The sequence below is a fragment of the Arthrobacter sp. FW306-07-I genome (assembly GCF_021800405.1).
Taxonomy (GTDB): Bacteria; Actinomycetota; Actinomycetes; order Actinomycetales; family Micrococcaceae; genus Arthrobacter.
In genome coordinates, this window is sequence record NZ_CP084550.1 from 833,969 (window position 1) to 851,209 (window position 17,241).

Below are 17,241 nucleotides of genomic sequence, written 5' to 3' on the forward strand. Positions count from 1 at the left end.
GCAGGCAGTTGTCCTCCTCCCCTTGGGGAGCGAAAGAACTGCTGTGCTCACCGACGGTGCAAGCGGGTCCTGCCAGGCAGGCACCGCGGAAACTCTCAGGTCCAATACAGAGCGGGGAGGAACCCGAATAGCTGTGGCGTACCCTGCGCCGCCTGAGTAAATGGAGTTCCTTCGTGTCGGTTAGCCCAGCCTCCACCACCTTCGTAGACCGCCATATCGGCGCGCGCCGCCAGTCCGACGTCGACACCATGCTCAAAGCCGTGGGCTACGACACTGTCGACTCCCTGGTGGACACGGCCGTTCCCAAGGTCATCCGCCAGGAAACCGCCCTCCGCCTCCAGGACGCCCTCAGCGAGGTTGAGGTCCTCACGGAACTGCGGAAGCTTGCCGGGAAGAACAAGGCGGCCGTGCAGCTGATCGGCCAGGGGTACTTCGATACCGTCACTCCGCCGGTGATCCGCCGCAACATCCTTGAGTCCCCGGCCTGGTACACCGCTTACACCCCTTACCAGCCGGAGATCTCCCAGGGCCGGCTCGAGGCCCTGCTGAACTTCCAGACCATGGTGCAGGACCTGGTGGGCCTGCCCATCGCCAACGCCTCGCTGCTGGATGAAGCCACCGCCGTGGCCGAGGCCGTGCTCCTGATGCGCCGCGCGAACAAGGCCAAGCCCGCCGCCGACGGCAAGACCGTGCTGGACGCCGACGTCCTGCCCCAGACCCTGGCCATCGTGAAGGGCCGCGCTGAGGCACTGGGCTTCGAGGTGGAGGTCGCCGACCTGTCCCAGGGCCTGCCCGAAGGCGACATCAACGGCATTGTGCTGCAGCAGCCCGGCGTTTCCGGACGCGTCTGGGACCAGTCCGCAGTCATCAGCGCCGCCAAGGAGCGCGGCGCCCTGGTCACGGTGGCAGCGGACCTGCTGGCACTGACCCTGATCACTCCTCCGGGCGAGCAGGGCGCCGACATCGCCGTGGGTTCCGCCCAGCGCTTTGGTGTGCCGCTGTTCTTCGGCGGCCCGCACGCCGCCTACATGGCTGTCCGCAAGGGGCTGGAGCGTTCGCTGCCCGGCCGGCTGGTGGGTGTCTCCAAGGACGACGCCGGTGTTCCCGCCTATCGCCTGGCGCTGCAGACCCGTGAGCAGCACATCCGCCGCGAGAAGGCCACGTCCAACATCTGCACAGCCCAGGCGCTGCTGGCCATCGTCGCGTCCATGTACGCCGTTTACCACGGCCCGGACGGCCTCAAGGCAATTGCCGTAACGGCGCACAGCCACGCCCGTACCCTGGCGGCCTCGCTTACGGCTGCCGGTGTTGAGGTCCTGCACGCGAGCTTCTTCGACACCCTGACGGTCCGCGTCCCCGGCCGCGCTGCCGCCGTCATCGCCGACGCCGAGGCCCGGGGCATTAACCTGCGCAGCATCGACGCCGACACCGTGGGCATCGCCCTTGATGAAACCACGACGCCGGCCATCGTCGCCCAGGTGGGCGACATCTTTGGCGCCACCGTTTCCGGGAGTTCCGTTGGCGGCGGCGAGGGCTTCGGGCTGGAGGCCGCCGTCGAGCGTTCCTCCGACTACCTGCAGCACCCGGTGTTCAACACGCACAGGTCCGAAACCCAGCTGCTGCGCTACATCCGTAAGCTCTCGGACCGTGACCTGGCGCTGGACCGCACCATGATCCCGCTGGGTTCCTGCACCATGAAGCTGAACGCCACGGCCGAGATGGAAGCCATTTCCTGGCCGGAGTTCGCCTCCATCCACCCGTTCGCCCCAGACTCCCAGACGGCCGGCTGGCGTGAACTGATCGCCGACCTTGAAGCGGACCTGACCGCCATCACGGGCTACGACCAGGTGTCCATCCAGCCCAATGCCGGCTCGCAGGGTGAACTCGCTGGTCTGCTGGCGATCCGCGGCTACCACCACTCCCGCGGCGACCAGCAGCGCAACGTCTGCCTGATCCCGGCCTCGGCGCACGGCACCAACGCCGCCTCCGCCGTGCTGGCGGGCATGAAGGTCGTCGTCGTGGCCACCGCCGCTGACGGCACCATCGACCACGACGACCTGACGGCCAAGATCGAAGCGAACAAGGACGCCCTGTCCTGCATCATGATCACCTACCCGTCCACCCACGGCGTCTATGACGGCGACGTCCGTGAGGTCTGCGACGCCGTGCACGCCGCCGGCGGCCAGGTCTACATCGACGGCGCCAACCTGAACGCGCTCGTTGGGCTCGCCCAGCCCGGCAAGTTCGGCGGCGATGTGTCCCACCTGAACCTGCACAAAACCTTCTGCATCCCGCACGGCGGCGGCGGACCCGGCGTCGGCCCGGTTGCAGCCAAGGCACACCTGGCACCGTTCATGCCCGGTGACGCGACCACCTGGAACGCAGGTTCCGGCGCCACCGACGTGCCGATTTCCGCCTCCCGATTCGGTTCGGCCGGCGTGCTGCCCATTTCCTGGGCCTACGTGAAGCTGATGGGCGGGGAGGGGCTGACCGAGGCCACCAAGGCAGCGCTGCTGGCTGCCAACTACGTCGCCTCCCGGCTCAACGAGTACTTCCCGGTCCTCTACACCGGCGAAGGCGGCCTCGTTGCCCACGAGTGCATCCTCGACCTGCGCGAACTCACGGCCAGGACCGGCGTCACGGCAGAGGATGTTGCCAAGCGGCTGATCGACTTCGGCTTCCACGCCCCCACCCTGTCCTTCCCCGTGGCGGGCACGCTGATGGTGGAGCCTACCGAGTCCGAGGACCTGGCGGAGATCGATCGCTTCATCGAGGCCATGATCAGCATCCGCAAGGAAATCGACCAGGTGGCCAACGGCGACTTTGCCGTTACGGATTCACCCCTGCGCCGCGCACCCCACACGGCAGCCGCCGTCGTCAGCTCCGACTGGGACCGCGCCTACCCACGCGAGCAGGCCGCCTTCCCAGCCCACCACAAGCAGGACAAGTACTTCCCGCCGGTGGGCCGCATCGACGGCGCAGCCGGGGACCGGAACCTGATCTGCTCCTGCCCGCCGCTCTCCGAGTTCGAGAACTGAGGCCCGCCACCATGACCGGGAACTACACGTCGCTGTACGACGAACACAAGAAGCTGGGCGCATCCTTCACCGACTTCGGCGGCTGGCAGATGCCGCTCAAGTACAGCTCGGAACTGGCCGAACATCACGCCGTCCGTAAAGCTGCGGGCCTGTTCGACCTCTCCCACATGGGTGAGGTCTGGGTGACCGGCCCGGACGCGGCCGCCTTCCTGGACTACGCGCTGGTGGGCAAGATTTCCGCCATGGCCGAGGGAAAAGCGAAGTACTCGCTGATCTGCAATGAGGACGGCGGGATTATCGACGACCTCATCATCTACCGCCGTCCAGCTGCACAGGACGGTACCGACGTCTTCCTGGTGGTGCCCAATGCCGGCAATGCCGTCGTGGTGGCTGCAGCCCTTGCCGAGCGGGCAGCCGACTTCGACGTTGTGGTGGACGATGCGTCGGCCCGCACACCCCTGATCGCGGTGCAGGGGCCCAAGGCCCAGGAACTGCTGCTGCGCCTGGTCCCGGCCACGCAGCACTCGCTGGTGACGGAGTTGAAGTACTACGCCGCCGTCGAGGTTTCCTTCCTGGTGGGCGGCGCAGGAAAGGAACTCCTCCTTGCGCGCACCGGATACACCGGTGAGGACGGGTTCGAGATCTTCCTGGACAACGACGATGCCCCCGCCCTGTGGCAGGCGTTGATCGCCATCGCCGACGAAGGGGAACTCATCCCCGCCGGGCTCGCCTCCCGCGACTCCCTCCGCCTCGAAGCCGGCATGCCGCTGTACGGCAACGAACTGTCGCTGCAGGGCGATCCATTCGCCGCCGGACTGGGCGCCGTCGTCGCCCTCTCCAAGGAAGGCGACTTCGTGGGGAAGGCTGCGCTGGCAGCCAAAAAGGAAGCCGGCGCCGGCAGCGCCTCCGGCCGCCGCCTCGTAGGCCTCAAGGGCCAGGGCCGCCGCGCCGGCCGCGCGCACTACCCTGTCCTCAAGGATGGCGCAGTCGTCGGCGAAGTTACCTCCGGCCAGCCCTCGCCCACCCTCGGGTACCCCATCGCCATGGCCTATGTCGACGTCGAACACTCGGCACCCGGCACTGCCCTGGACGTTGATCTCCGCGGCAAGGCAGAGCCTTTCGAAGTCGTCGACCTCCCGTTCTATAAGCGGGTCAAGTAGCTTTTGGTGCTCCGCCTTTGTCACCTTCGCCCGTCGGGGTGCTTGGTTACCTTCGGGAGGGGCGGACCGCACATTTTCACGCGTGCTGCTCCTTCGTCGCTTTGACGCAGGCTTTCGAAAAGTCCGGCTCCGCCGCCCCCTCGTGCGTACGTTGCGACCGGGGGAGTTGCAACGGGCGGGCAAAGGATCGCCGCACAGCTTCCGGGCGGGCGCGGACTACGTGCGGGTTATTTGTTCCGGGCGAGAGAGTGTGGGAGGGACCGGACTACGTGTGTGTTTCTCTTTCCCCGGCACTCGCGAGCGTTGTCGGCCCGATCGTTGCCTACTGGAGCCGGGCGCTTTGGTGCCGTGTCCGCTCGGAGTGGGCGGGGCATCCGGCAGCGTGCGTCTAAGGGAGCGTCACGTCCGCTCAGCGGGCGTCTTCGCGACCGAGCACGCAGAGGATGTCCTGCCCGCTCCATCCCGACCACTTGTATTAGTTAGGAACCACGCACATGGCTGTTGGCGTTTTTGATTTGTTTTCGATCGGTATTGGTCCGTCGTCGTCGCATACTGTGGGGCCGATGCGGGCTGCTGCTGTGTTTGCGGAGGAACTCAAAAGCCTTGGAGTCTTGGCTGATGTGGCGTCTTTGCGGGTGGATTTGTATGGTTCGCTGGCGGCAACGGGGCATGGGCACGGGACGATGACCGCGGTCCTGTTGGGGTTGGAGGGGTTCCATCCTGAGTTGATCCTGCCCGTGGAGGTGGAGGAGCGGCTGGCCTCGATCGCGGAGACCGGGACCTTGAACCTGGCCGGTGCCGTGCCGCTGCCGTACGGGGTGGAGGATATGGTGCTGCGGCCGTTGACGGTGCTGCCGCGGCACACGAACGGGATGACCTTCACGGTGACGGATGCTGGCGGGGAGGTGCTGCACGCGGCGACGTTCTTCTCGGTCGGTGGCGGGTTCATCGTCCGCGAGGGCGAGGAGGACGCCGCGCAGCAGGAACTGGACGCGTCCAAACAGGAGTTGCCGTTGCCGTTCCGGACCGCCGCGGAACTGCTGGAACACTGCCGGAACACCGGGCTGGGCATCGCGGACGTGATGCTGGTCAACGAAAAGGCCGCCCGGTCCGAGGAGGAGATCCGAACCGGTTTGCTGCACATCTGGTCCGTCATGGCCGACTGTGTCCAGACCTCGCTGAAGCGGGAGGGGGTGCTGCCGGGCGGGTTGAAGGTCCGCCGCCGCGCCCCGGACTGGTACGACCGGCTGAAGAAGGAATGCGCACGCCCCGGCAAGGACAACCAGGACCTGGATTTCCAGGACTGGGACTTCCACGACCCGCGGTATTGGCAGGAGTGGGTTAACTTGGTGGCGTTGGCGGTGAACGAGGAGAACGCCTCCGGCGGCCGGGTGGTCACCGCGCCCACGAACGGGGCGGCCGGGATCATCCCCGCGGTGCTGTACTACGCGCTGCACTTCGCCCCCGGCATGGATAAGGCCACGAAGGAAGACCGGGAGGATGTGGTGGTGCGGTTCCTGCTCGCCGCCGGCGCCGTCGGGGTCCTCTACAAGGAACAGGCCTCGATCTCCGGGGCCGAGGTCGGTTGCCAGGGTGAGGTCGGGTCCGCGTCCTCAATGGCCGCCGCCGGCCTGGCCGAGGTCATGGGCGGCACCCCGGCGCAGGTGGAAAACGCGGCCGAGATCGCGATGGAACACAACCTGGGCCTGACCTGTGACCCGATCGGCGGCCTGGTCCAGGTCCCCTGCATCGAACGGAACGCGATCGCCGCCGCCAAAGCGATCAACGCCGCGAAAATGGCCCTCTGGGGCGACGGCACCCACCGGGTCTCCCTCGACGAAGTCATCATCACCATGCGCGAGACCGGCAAAGACATGTCCTCCAAATACAAGGAAACCGCCATGGGCGGCCTCGCCGTCAACGTCGTCGAATGCTGACAGCGGCCTCCTAGTTGTGCGCTGCCGCCCACCAGTTCAGGCTGGCAGCGAACACCAGCCATGAGATGTAGGGGAGCAGGAGCAGCCCGGCGGTCCGGCTGATCGGACCGAAGTACAAAACCGTCACAGCGACGGCGGCGATCAGGGCAAGGATGACCACCAGCCCCAGCCACAGGGCTGCCGTGCCGAGGGTGGGATACAGGGCAAAAAATGCTGGGGTCCAGGCGAGGTTGAGGACCAGTTGGAGGGCGTAGACGAACATGGCCGGGCGGGTCCGGTTGGTCCGTTTCCGCCATACCAGCCATGCCGCGACCGCCATCGCCGTGTACAGGACAGTCCAGACCGGACCGAACACGCCGTTCGGCGGGGACCAGGGAGCCTTGTCCGCCGTGGCATACCAGCCGGTGACATTGGCCGCCGACGCAAGCCCGCCCAGCCCCGCCACGACCAAGGACGCCACCAGGAACCCGGCAAGCGCGGCAACCTGCACCCCGGCGCTGTACGGCTGCCTGCCGGTACCCGCAGGCGCGGCTGTCTCTTCCCCATCCGGCCTCATACCCCAACCCTTGTTGAACGCCCCAAGCCCCGTCAAGCCAGCGGAGGCAAGCGGCAGGGCGCAGTGCCGGGCGGGCCGGGGAAAGGCCGGGAGCGCATCAGGCTTTAGACTTGAGGCTGCATGTCCGCACGCATCCAGAAGTACCGAAACCGCGCACAAACCCGATTGGACACGGCCCCCTTGCGAGAATTCACCGCACGTTTTGCCACAGCCGAGGAAATTGAGAACTGGGACAAGCACGTCACGGCCAACCCGAACGGCGGCAACATGCTGCAGTCGGCCGCCTACGCATCAGTCAAGAATGGCAGTGGCTGGAAAGTCCGCTTCCTGGTGCTGGAAGGCGGCGGAAATCCCAGCTACAACCTGGTGCTGGAAAAGCGCTTCCCGGTCCTGGGACGGCTTTGGTACCTCATCAAGGGTCCCGACCTGGCGGACGCGGCTGACCTGCGGCCCGCCCTCGAAGCGTGCGCGGCCTTCGTCCGCAGCAGCAAACTGAACGTCTTCGCCATCAAGGTGGAGCCGGACATCATCGACTCCACGGACGCGCAGCAGGAACTGCAGGCAGCCAACCTGGTCAAGGCCCCCAACATCCAGTCCAACGACTCCACCGCCCTGCTGGACATCTCCGGCACGGAGGAGGAAGTGTTCAAAGCCATCTCCTCCCGTGCCAGGAATGCAGTGCGGCGTGCCGAGCGGGAGGGCTGCCAGGTGGTCCGGCAGGAGCAGGGACCCGAAACCTACCGGGCGCTGTACGACCTGATGGCCAACACCGTCAACGCCAAGGGCTCCATGCCCCTCCGCAGCTACGACTACTACGCACGGTTCTGGGACGAGTTCTGCAACCGCGGCCAGGGCAACTTCTTCTTCACCTATGAGGACGGGAAGCCCAGCGTCGGCGCGTTCGTCATCAACTACGGTGCCAAGGCCACCTACAAGGACGGTGGTTCCATCCAGAACCGCAAGCAGTACGGGGACTCGCACCTGGTCCAGTGGACTGCGATCAAGCGGATGCAGGAGCTCGGCTGCACCGAATACGACTTCTGCGGGACGCCGCCGGCTGCACGGATCAAGGACAAGACCCACAACCTCTACGGCATGGGGATGTTCAAGACCAGCTTCACCAAGACGGTCACCGACTTTGTGGGCTGCCATGACTACGTGCTGTCCCCGCTCCGGCACCGGCTCTGGGTCAGTGGCGGCGAAAAGGTGTTCCGCAGGATCGAAACCGCGCGCACCGGGCAGCAGTTCTACTGAGCTGCATCCACCAGGGCTGTGGCCAGCGCGCCCCTGCCGGCCGCAGGGCCGCCCTGCCGCGACTAAAATCCGCCTGAAGATTCCTCCGCCTAAAAACCCTCCATACAGTGCGTGCCGATTGAGGCCGCGAAGAGTCGAGAAGAAGGTCACCCCTTGAATACAGTTTCCGCCGCTACCGGGCTTGAATACGCCAACCTCAGCGACGCCGACTTCGAGGCCTTCGCCCTGAAGCATCGCCAGAACAGCTTCCTGCAGTCGATCGACTTTGCCCGCTTCCAGCGCGCCCGCGGCCAGAAGGTGGAACTCTTCGGGGTCCGGCGCGACGGCGAGCTTGTGGCCGCCGGAAAGCTGAACTACACCACCACCCGCCTGGGTTACACGGTCTGTGAATGCGCCAAGGGGCCCCTCATGGACTACACGGACCGGGCCCTGGTGGGTGCCGTCGTCGAACTTCTCCGCAAGCAGGCCGCAGGGCGCAAAGCTGCCGAACTGCGGATCTCCCCCAACATCAGGTACATCGCCCGGGATGCCGATGGCGCCGAGCACCCCGAGATCGAGGACAACCGCCCGCTGGTGGCGGACCTGGAGCGGCTCGGATTCCAGCACCAGGGCCTGGACATGAACTTCGTCAACGTCAACTGGATGTTCATCAAGAACCTCGTGGGCATCCAGGACGCAGAGGAACTGATTATGGGCACCAGCTACCGGACCCGGAAAGCCATTCGGAAAGCCGAAAAGAACGGCGTCTTCCTGGAGCAGGCCACCCTGGAAACCCTGGACGATTTCTACGGCGCCCTGAGCCGCGCCGGTGACGAAAAGGGCTTCGTCTACCGCGAACGTGCCTACTACGAGCACCTGCTCCGCACCACGTCGCCTGAATTCACCAAGCTCATGATGGCCAAGATCGACATCCCGGCCTACCGCAAATCCATCACAGAGCGCCTGGCCAAGGAATCGGCCACCGCAGCGGAGCTCCGCCGCGAAGTCGAGGAAACCGGCAGCAAGAAGAAAGCCAACCGGCTCAAGGTGGTCCAGGACCTGGTGGACAGCTACGAGCGGAGCCTGAAGGACATCGAACGGTTCCCCGACTCCGTGGGGACCGCCACCGTGGCCGCCATCCACTTTGTCTGCTACGGCGACGAGGTGGTGTGCGTCATCGGCGGCACCGTGCAGGACTACATCTACTTCAACGGTGCAACCTCCCTTTACTGGGGCATGATGCTGCACGCGCTAGAGAAGGGATACCCGCGCTACAACTTCTACGGCACCTTCGGCATTTCCGGGCAGGACGAGGAAGGCCACGGCGGGTACGAATTCAAGAAGGGATTCGGTGGGGAAGTGGTCCAGTTGGTGGGTGACTTCGTCCTGCCGGTGCGTCCCGCCGTCTTCCACGCCAATCGGCTGGCCCGGTCCGCGGTTGCAGCTGCCCGCACCGTGGTGGGCAAGCTGCCGCTGAAGCGCGCAGCCTGACCATCAACCAACCGCGCACTATCAAACTGCGCATCATCAAGCGACCGCGCATTACTAACCAATGCGCACAGGGAGGAAGCGGGCATGAATGACCGGCCCGAACAGCCAGGGTACCGGCCTAATACTGACGGCCTGCCCAAAACCCAACCGCTGACCCCTGCGCAGCTCCGCCAGGATGCCGCCGCCAGGCGAATGATCCGACGCCTGGTGCAGGGCGAGAATCCGCCTACGGCCCCCTTGAGCATCGTTGACCGCCTGGCCGGCAGCCCGTATGCGAACCCCACCATCCAGGTGGGCGGCGTAGACCAGTCCGCGCGCAAAACCCTCGACTTTGCGCTGCACCTGGCAGAGACCATGTTCCGCTACGGTGCCGGGGCGCTGGAGGTGGAAACCAGCATCATCGCGGTTACGGCCGCCCTGGGGCTGAAGAACATCGAGGTGGACATCACCAACCAGTCCGTCGGCATCAACTACGCGCCCAAGGACCAGACCCCCATCGCGCTGTTGCGCGTGGTGCGCTCCTGGACCAACAACTACGCCGGCCTGGCCAAGGTGCACCAGTTGGTCACGGACATCGTGGCCGGCGGCGTGGGCCGCGACGAAGCGATCCGCAGGCTCAACGAGGCCATCACCAGCCCCAAGCCGTACCCGCGCTGGATGGTCACTGCCGCGTTCGGTGTTTTCGCTGCGGTGTTCGTGGGGGTGCTGGGCGGGGGCCCGGTGTCCTCGATCATCGCGTTTGTGGCCAACATCGGCATCAGCCTGCTGGCCAGGCAGCTGGGCCGCTGGCGGGTCCCGGACTTCTTCATCACCGCCAGTTGCTCCTCCGTGGTCACCATCCTTGCCCTCCTGCTGTGGCAGTTCGGGCTAACCGCATCGCCGTCCATCGTGGTGGTGGGCGGCATCCTGCTGCTCCTGCCCACCGGGCGCCTGGTGTCCTCTGTGCAGGACGCCATCAACGGCTTCCCCGTGACGGCGGCAGGACGGTTCCTGTCCACGCTGCTGACCTTTGGCGCCATCGTGGCAGGAATTGCCGTTGCCTTCGTGGTGGGGGAGCTGACCGGGCTGCAACGCATCGACGTCACGCAGACGTTCCCGCCTGCCTACGATCTCTGGGTCCTCGTTGTCTTCGTTGCCGCGGCGGTGATGGCCATCGGCGTCACGGAACAGACCACGTGGAAGCTGCTGCTGCCCACGGCGGCCGTTGGCGTGGCCGGTTACCTGGTGCTGCTCGGCTGCGGTCTGCTGGGGATTGGCGACCGGTTCTCACCGGCCATTGCCGCCGTCGTCATTGGCCTCCTGGCCAGGGTGGTGGCCCTGCGGATGGGCGCGCCGCAGCTGGTGGTCGCCGTCCCCGCGGCACTGATCCTGCTGCCGGGCCTCACGATCTTCCGCTCCATGTACGTGCTCACTGTTGAAGAAGCCGAGATCCTGGCGGGCGCCGGAGGGATGCTCAGTGCCGGGGCCATTGTGCTGGGCACAGCCGGCGGCATCGTCCTGGGCGACGTCCTGGCACGCCCGCTCACCCGGAGCCTGGCCAGCAACGAGCGGCGCCGGGCGCGCCGCCGCTAGCCGCGGTGGTGCCGCCACTAACCCACGCGGCACCGCGGCTGGATCCGGCCTACAGAATCTGCCCGACCGGCAGCTTCTTCTCGGCCTGGAACACATCCTCCACCCGGCCCTGCGCCCAGTACCCCGAAAGGGACACCTGCCGGCGCTCCAGGCCCCGCTGCTTGAAGAGCACCTCGCGCAGTGCCTTCATGTACCCGCGCTCGCCGTGGGCAAAGACATCCACAGTGCCTGCTGGCCACTCGGCCCCGGCCACAGCCCTCACCAGCAGATCGCTGGACCCTGCCGGAACGCCGTTGCGCGGCAGCCAGGTGATCGCCAGGCCGGCAGGGGCGGAGATGGACTGGATGTCGGCCTCGGAACCGACCTCCAGGAAGGCCAGGCCGGTTGCCGCTGCCGGCAGTGACTCAATGCAGGCGGCGATGGCTGGCAGGGCTGCTTCGTCACCGGCAAACAGGTACCAGTCCGCGTCCGGGTTGGGGTTGTAGGCGCCGCCGGGACCGGTGAAGGTGAGCGGGTCACCGGCCTGGGCCCCGGCCGCCCAAGGACCTGCCAGTCCTTCGTCGCCGTGGACTACAAAGTCGATGGCGAGCTCCCGGGCCTCCGGGTCAACCCAGCGCAGCGTGTAGGTGCGCGTGAAGGGCCACTGTTCCCGCGGCATGGTCTCCCGGATGGCCCAGAGATCAAGGGGAGAGGGGTACTGGACGCCGGGCTGCGGAAAGACGATTTTCACGTACCGGTCCACGAACCCGTTGTTGGTGAAGTCGCTGAAGCCCTCGCCGCCGGCCACGATCCGGACCATGTGCGGCGACAGCTGCTCCTTGCGCAGCACCTTCAGGTTGACCTGTGGGCGGCTCTTCTTGGTGGCGCTGGTGGCGGCAGGGACAGTGCTCATAAGGCAAGCCTAAGCTAGGGCGACGGCGGCAGTTCCCAGGTTACGTCCAGCGCACCCTGTTCCCGGAGCAGTTGGTTGACGCGGCTGAACGGCCGGGAGCCAAAGAACCCGCGCGAGGCAGACAACGGACTGGGGTGGGCGCTGCTGACGGCGGGGGCTCCGGCCAGGAGCGGCCGAACGCCCTCGGCCTCCTTGCCCCACAGCACTGCCACCAGCGGCATCCTAGACCCGTCCGCAGCCTTGCGGTTGGCCAGCGCGGTGACTGCCGCCGTCGTGATCTCCTCCCAGCCCTTGCCGCGGTGGGAACCCGCCGCCCCAGCCCGGACCGTGAGTACCCGGTTCAGGAGCAGCACGCCCTGTTCCGTCCATGCCGACAAGTCACCGTGGACGCGCGGCGGAATGCCCAGGTCAGATTCCAGCTCGCGGTAGATGTTCACCAGGCTGCGGGGAAGGGGCCGGACGTGCGGCTCAACGGAGAATGACAGCCCGACGGCGTGTCCCGGCGTGGGGTAGGGGTCCTGCCCGACGATGAGCACCTTCACGCCCGCGAGGGGCTGGCGGAAGGCGCGCAGGACGTTCGACGGCGGTGGGAGGATTTGGTGCCCGGAAGCCTCTTCGCCTGCCAAAAATGCGAGCACCTTCCGGAGTTGGCCTTCCACGCTGTGGAGGGCCGCGGCCCAGTCCGGAGCCATGAGCTCTGCCAGCGGGAATTGGGCCAGGTCCGCAAAGCTGATGGCCTCCGCCGGGTCCTGCTGCAGCTCGAACAGCGCATCCGATTCAAACATCGTTCCATTGTTGCAGGCACCGCAAATGACACTCGTGTTATTCGGCCGGTAGCATAGGGGTAAGTCATTGACCGTAACCAGCGAAGGAGTGCGCCGTGGCGGAACCGGCCCGGGAACACCTGCCGGAGCAGGATCCAGGGAAGTCCCTCCTGGCGGATTTCAGCCTCCGCGAGTCCTCGCTTTCCGAGCGCGAACAGCAGATGCTGGCCCTGGAACGGCAGTGGTGGAAGTATGCGGGAGCCAAGGAACAAGCCATCCGCGACCTCTTCGATCTCTCCGCGACGCATTACTACCAGCTCCTCAACGCACTGATCGACCGCGAGGATGCCCTGGCCCACGATCCCATGCTGGTGAAGAGATTGCGTAGACTACGTACGTCGCGCCACCGTGCACGCACCGCCCGGCGCCTGGGATCCGACGCTTAGACGCCCCAGGCCGGGACAACAGCCGCAATCAACAAGGATGTCCTTCCACCATGACCAGATACGCCCGCGATGAATTCGACAAGGTCCCGGAGACCGCGTCGCGACAAGGTGTCCACCGGACGGCCTCGGCCCCGTCCCGCGTGCGGCTGTGGCCCATTTTGGCGGTGGGCGTGGCCGCCCTCGCCATTGGACTGGTCTCCTTCCTGATCCTTCCCAAGCTCGGCTTCAACACCACCGCCAGCCAGGCCTCGGCAACCGTCGAATCAGCCCCGCTGGCCGGAACCGGGTCCACGCCTTCGCCCACCCTGGGATCCTCAGCGCCGGCGTCAGCCCCGGCCCCGTCCGCCTCTGCCGAACCAACCCAGGGCAGCGGGCCCGAGCCAACTCCTTCCGCCACCCAGCAGGCCGTCGTCGACAAGACCCAGGCAGTGGCGGTTTACAACGCTGCCGGCACCGCAGGACTGGCCAGCCGTGTGGGCGGAACGGTCCAGGCTGACGGTTGGCGGCTCGGCCAGGTAGGCAACTGGTCCGGCGCCCCGCAGAAGTCCTCCGTGATCTTCTATGCCGGCCCGCAGCAGCTGGCCAGCGCGCAGGAGCTTGCCGGACTGTTGAACATCCCCACTGTGGTGAACAGCACCGAATTCCAGGTACCGCTCGTGGTGGTGCTCGGCCCGGGTTACCGGTAGCCGCAAGCCCTCCATCTACTCCGGCCCGCCCCCGAGGCCGGGCCCCAACGGAAAGAGTTGTCCATCATGGCACTGGGAACCGTGAAATGGTTCAACGCTGAAAAGGGCTACGGCTTCATCACCGTTGACGGCTCCGGTGACGACGTTTTTGTCCACTGGTCCGCGATCCAGGGGGAGGGTTACCGGGCCCTGGCCGAGGGGCAGCGGGTGCAGCTGGAGATCGGCGAGGGCGAAAAGGGCCCCCAGGCAGAAAACGTACGGCCCGCGCAGTGACGATGCCCCACCATTCCCCAGCGCGTGCCTTGGCAGGACTCGCCCTTTCCCTGGCAGGCCTCCTTTCCATGACGGCCTGCGCCGGCACCGGCGGCAACGCCAGGACAGAATCCGCGGAGGCCTCCGGCGACGGCGTCCTGCGGGTGGGCTTGATCCTTGACAACACCGGCGACAACGCCTTCCTCAACGCACCCCAGCTGGCCGCAGCCAAAGCGGCCATCCAGGACATCAACGCCGCCGGCGGACACAAAGGCCGGCCCGTGGAGCTGCTGCCGGTGCACCCGGACCAGGACACTGCAGCCCAGGCCAAGGATCTGGCGGCTGCCAAGGCGGACATAGCCATCGGACCCACGGACTCCAGCCACGCAACCGCCGCCGTGGACATCCTGTCCCGGGCCCACGTGCCGCTTATCTCCCCGGCCAACACTGCTGCCGGCCTCTCGACGAGCGCCAGCGGAGGCTACTATTTCCGAACCGCCGCAGCCGACGTCGCACAAGGGCCCGTGCTGGCCAAGCTCGCAAAGGACGCCGGGGCCGCCAGCATCAGCGTGCTCTACCAGGAGGGTTCCTACGGCAAGGACCTCTCCGCCGCGGTCACCGAAGCTGCCCAACAGTCCGGGCTTAAGGTCCTGCCCGGGGTGGGCTTCAAACCGGGGGATGCCGCCGAAGCCGCACGCTCCGTTGCGAAAGCCACTCCGGACGCCGTCGTCCTGGTGGCCAGGGATGGTGCGCAGGGCGCATTGGCAGAGCTCCACGACGCCGGCCTCAGCGGTTCGAAGTTCATCCTCAGTGACGGCGCCTTCGCCCGCTACGGATCCGGTCTGCCGGCGCGGGCCCTCGAAGGCGCCCGCGCCGTCGTCCCCGGCCAGCTCCCCACGGCAGCCTTCCAAGGGAAACTGCTGGCGGTGGACGCCTCCCTGAAGGACGTCTCCTACGCTGCCGAAACCTATGACGCCGTGACGTTGGCGGCACTCGCTGCGGCCCGGGCGCAGGATGACGCGGGGCGGTCCATCGCCGCGAACCTCATCGCGGTCTCGGGCGGAACTGCCCCCGGGGCGGGTACGCCGCAGGCTCCTTGCCGGAGTTACAAGGAGTGCCTTGGCGGCCTCGCCGCCGGCCCGGACATAAACTACGACGGCGAATCCGGCCCGGTTGCCTTCGACACCAACGGGGACATCACCACAGCTGCCTTCTCGGTCTTCACCTATGGGGCGGACAACAACCCCAGCCCCACCGGGCATGAAACAGCCGGACACTCCGGCTGATCGCCCTGGGCGAAGCCACTGCGGCCAGCGCCTTGTCCGCGCGTCTTATCGCTTGCACTCTAACCTGGGGAGTGCTAATTATTGAGTTAGCACTCTGACGTACCGACTGCTAAAGCAAAGCCTGGTTCCGGCCGGCGGCGCCCTGCATCGGCCGAGGAGCGAAAGAAACACCTCACTTCAGTGAGATCCCTGCGCGGAGGCATACAGAGGCCGCCGTTAAAGGATCGTCCGTCGCGGGCACTGCAGCGAAGGTTCATTCTTAACGACTGTCCCGAAAGGACTACTGCCGTTATGGCCAAGATCATTGCATTTGATGAAGAGGCACGCCGCGGCCTTGAGCGTGGCCTGAACACCCTCGCCGACGCCGTTAAGGTCACCCTCGGCCCGCGTGGACGCAACGTCGTCCTCGAAAAGAAGTGGGGCGCCCCCACGATCACCAACGATGGTGTTTCCATCGCCAAGGAGATCGAGCTGGACGATCCCTACGAGAAGATCGGCGCAGAGCTGGTCAAGGAAGTTGCCAAGAAGACTGACGATGTTGCCGGCGACGGCACCACCACGGCAACCGTCCTGGCCCAGGCACTGGTCAAGGAAGGCCTGCGCAACGTTGCCGCCGGCGCCGACCCGCTGTCCCTCAAGCGCGGCATCGAGAAGGCCGTTGACGCCGTCACCGCCGAACTGCTGAACTCCGCCAAGGAAATCGAAACCAAGGAAGAAATCGCGGCCACCGCCTCCATCTCCGCCGGTGACGACGAGATCGGTGCCCTCATCGCCGAAGCCCTGGACAAGGTGGGCAAGGAAGGCGTCATCACGGTCGAGGAGTCCAACACCTTCGGCTTGGAGCTCGAGCTCACCGAAGGCATGCGCTTCGACAAGGGCTACATTTCCGCCTACTTCGTCACCGACGCAGAGCGCCAGGAAACGGTCCTTGAGGACCCGTACATCCTGATCGTCAACTCCAAGATCTCCAACGTCAAGGAACTGGTTGCTGTCCTGGAAAAGGTCATGCAGTCCAACAAGCCGCTGCTGATCATCGCCGAGGACATCGAGGGCGAGGCCCTGGCCACCCTGATCGTCAACAAGATCCGCGGCACCTTCAAGTCCGTCGCCGTCAAGGCCCCGGGCTTCGGTGACCGCCGTAAGGCCCAGCTGGCCGATATCGCCGTCCTCACCGGCGGCCAGGTCATCTCCGAAGAGGTTGGCCTCAAGCTGGAGAACGCTGGCCTGGAGCTCCTGGGCCAGGCCCGCAAGGTTGTCGTCACCAAGGACGAGACCACCATCGTCGAAGGTGCCGGCGACGCCGACCAGATCGCAGGCCGCGTGTCCCAGATCCGCGCCGAGATCGAGAACTCCGACTCCGACTACGACCGCGAGAAGCTGCAGGAGCGCCTGGCCAAGCTGGCCGGCGGCGTTGCAGTCATCAAGGCCGGTGCCGCCACCGAGGTTGAACTCAAGGAGCGCAAGCACCGCATCGAGGACGCAGTCCGCAACGCCAAGGCTGCAGTTGAGGAAGGCATCGTCGCCGGTGGCGGCGTGGCCCTGATCCAGGCCGGTGCCAAGGCATTCGCCAACCTTCAGCTGTCCGGTGACGAAGCAACCGGCGCCAACATCGTCCGCGTTGCCATCGACGCGCCGCTGAAGCAGATCGCCTTCAACGCCGGCATGGAGCCGGGTGTGGTTGTCGACAAGGTCCGCGGCCTGCCCGCCGGCCACGGCCTCAACGCCGCAACCGGTGAGTACACCGACCTGCTGGCTGCCGGCGTCAACGACCCCGTCAAGGTGACCCGCTCTGCCCTGCAGAACGCAGCTTCGATCGCCGGCCTGTTCCTGACCACCGAAGCAGTGGTTGCTGACAAGCCGGAGAAGGCTGCTGCCCCTGCCGGCGGCGACGACATGGGCGGCATGGGCGGCATGGGCGGCTTCTAAGC

At 66.3% G+C, this 17,241-nt stretch carries 14 protein-coding genes; 11 read left to right on the forward strand and 3 right to left on the reverse strand.

Going from position 1 to position 17,241, the window contains the following annotated elements; translation table 11 throughout:
- The first annotated feature begins 173 nt into the window (after nucleotides 1-173).
- The 3 genes from gcvP to LFT46_RS03955 all read left to right on the forward strand — a co-directional run bounded on the left by gcvP (nucleotide 174) and on the right by LFT46_RS03955 (nucleotide 6,135).
- Complete coding sequence (gene gcvP, locus LFT46_RS03945; RefSeq protein ID WP_236801147.1) at nucleotides 174-3,038, forward strand: aminomethyl-transferring glycine dehydrogenase; 2,865 nt, start codon at nucleotides 174-176, stop codon at nucleotides 3,036-3,038.
- A gap of 11 nt (nucleotides 3,039-3,049) precedes the next feature.
- Nucleotides 3,050-4,198 (forward strand): glycine cleavage system aminomethyltransferase GcvT, encoded by a 1,149-nt coding sequence (gene gcvT, locus LFT46_RS03950; protein WP_236801148.1) that lies wholly within the window; start codon nucleotides 3,050-3,052, stop codon nucleotides 4,196-4,198.
- A gap of 494 nt (nucleotides 4,199-4,692) precedes the next feature.
- Complete coding sequence (locus LFT46_RS03955) at nucleotides 4,693-6,135, forward strand: L-serine ammonia-lyase (RefSeq protein ID WP_236821318.1); 1,443 nt, start codon at nucleotides 4,693-4,695, stop codon at nucleotides 6,133-6,135.
- A 10-nt stretch (nucleotides 6,136-6,145) separates the two neighbouring features.
- Here the strand turns inward: LFT46_RS03955 and LFT46_RS03960 are convergent, their stop codons facing one another.
- Nucleotides 6,146-6,691 (reverse strand): TspO/MBR family protein, encoded by a 546-nt coding sequence (locus tag LFT46_RS03960; RefSeq protein WP_236801150.1) that lies wholly within the window; start codon nucleotides 6,689-6,691, stop codon nucleotides 6,146-6,148.
- Nucleotides 6,692-6,811: 120 nt separating this feature from the next.
- On the opposite strand from LFT46_RS03960, the gene LFT46_RS03965 reads away from it, so the two are divergent.
- The 3 genes from LFT46_RS03965 (at nucleotide 6,812) to LFT46_RS03975 (ending at nucleotide 10,987) form a co-directional block, all read left to right on the forward strand.
- Nucleotides 6,812-7,945, forward strand: coding sequence for a lipid II:glycine glycyltransferase FemX (locus LFT46_RS03965; protein ID WP_236801151.1), 1,134 nt, complete (start codon nucleotides 6,812-6,814; stop codon nucleotides 7,943-7,945).
- A gap of 153 nt (nucleotides 7,946-8,098) precedes the next feature.
- On the forward strand, nucleotides 8,099-9,415 hold the full coding sequence (locus tag LFT46_RS03970) for a peptidoglycan bridge formation glycyltransferase FemA/FemB family protein (RefSeq protein WP_236801152.1): 1,317 nt from the start codon (nucleotides 8,099-8,101) through the stop codon (nucleotides 9,413-9,415).
- A gap of 84 nt (nucleotides 9,416-9,499) precedes the next feature.
- The gene (locus LFT46_RS03975) at nucleotides 9,500-10,987 is read left to right on the forward strand and encodes a threonine/serine ThrE exporter family protein (RefSeq protein ID WP_236801154.1); all 1,488 of its coding nucleotides are present in this window, start codon (nucleotides 9,500-9,502) and stop codon (nucleotides 10,985-10,987) included.
- Between the two features lie 49 nt (nucleotides 10,988-11,036).
- Here LFT46_RS03975 and LFT46_RS03980 read toward each other — a convergent pair whose 3' ends face one another.
- Both LFT46_RS03980 and LFT46_RS03985 read right to left on the reverse strand, forming a co-directional pair.
- Nucleotides 11,037-11,879: a siderophore-interacting protein gene (locus LFT46_RS03980; RefSeq protein ID WP_236801155.1), complete on the reverse strand. Its 843-nt coding sequence runs from the start codon at nucleotides 11,877-11,879 to the stop codon at nucleotides 11,037-11,039.
- A 14-nt stretch (nucleotides 11,880-11,893) separates the two neighbouring features.
- Complete coding sequence (locus LFT46_RS03985; RefSeq protein WP_236801156.1) at nucleotides 11,894-12,664, reverse strand: uracil-DNA glycosylase; 771 nt, start codon at nucleotides 12,662-12,664, stop codon at nucleotides 11,894-11,896.
- A 95-nt stretch (nucleotides 12,665-12,759) separates the two neighbouring features.
- Here LFT46_RS03985 and LFT46_RS03990 point away from each other — a divergent pair, with 95 nt between their 5' ends.
- From LFT46_RS03990 to groL, 5 genes are all read left to right on the forward strand, one after another.
- Entirely contained in the window at nucleotides 12,760-13,089 is a 330-nt protein-coding gene (locus tag LFT46_RS03990; protein ID WP_236801157.1) for a DUF3263 domain-containing protein, read from the forward strand.
- 50 nt (nucleotides 13,090-13,139) lie between these two features.
- The gene (locus LFT46_RS03995) at nucleotides 13,140-13,775 is read left to right on the forward strand and encodes a LytR C-terminal domain-containing protein (RefSeq protein ID WP_236801158.1); all 636 of its coding nucleotides are present in this window, start codon (nucleotides 13,140-13,142) and stop codon (nucleotides 13,773-13,775) included.
- A 66-nt stretch (nucleotides 13,776-13,841) separates the two neighbouring features.
- Nucleotides 13,842-14,048, forward strand: a complete 207-nt coding sequence (locus LFT46_RS04000; protein WP_236801159.1) for a cold-shock protein — start codon at nucleotides 13,842-13,844, stop codon at nucleotides 14,046-14,048.
- A 2-nt stretch (nucleotides 14,049-14,050) separates the two neighbouring features.
- Entirely contained in the window at nucleotides 14,051-15,313 is a 1,263-nt protein-coding gene (locus tag LFT46_RS04005) for an ABC transporter substrate-binding protein (RefSeq protein ID WP_236801161.1), read from the forward strand.
- Nucleotides 15,314-15,604: 291 nt separating this feature from the next.
- Complete coding sequence (gene groL / locus LFT46_RS04010) at nucleotides 15,605-17,239, forward strand: chaperonin GroEL (RefSeq protein WP_142131065.1); 1,635 nt, start codon at nucleotides 15,605-15,607, stop codon at nucleotides 17,237-17,239.
- Nucleotides 17,240-17,241 lie beyond the last annotated feature (2 nt).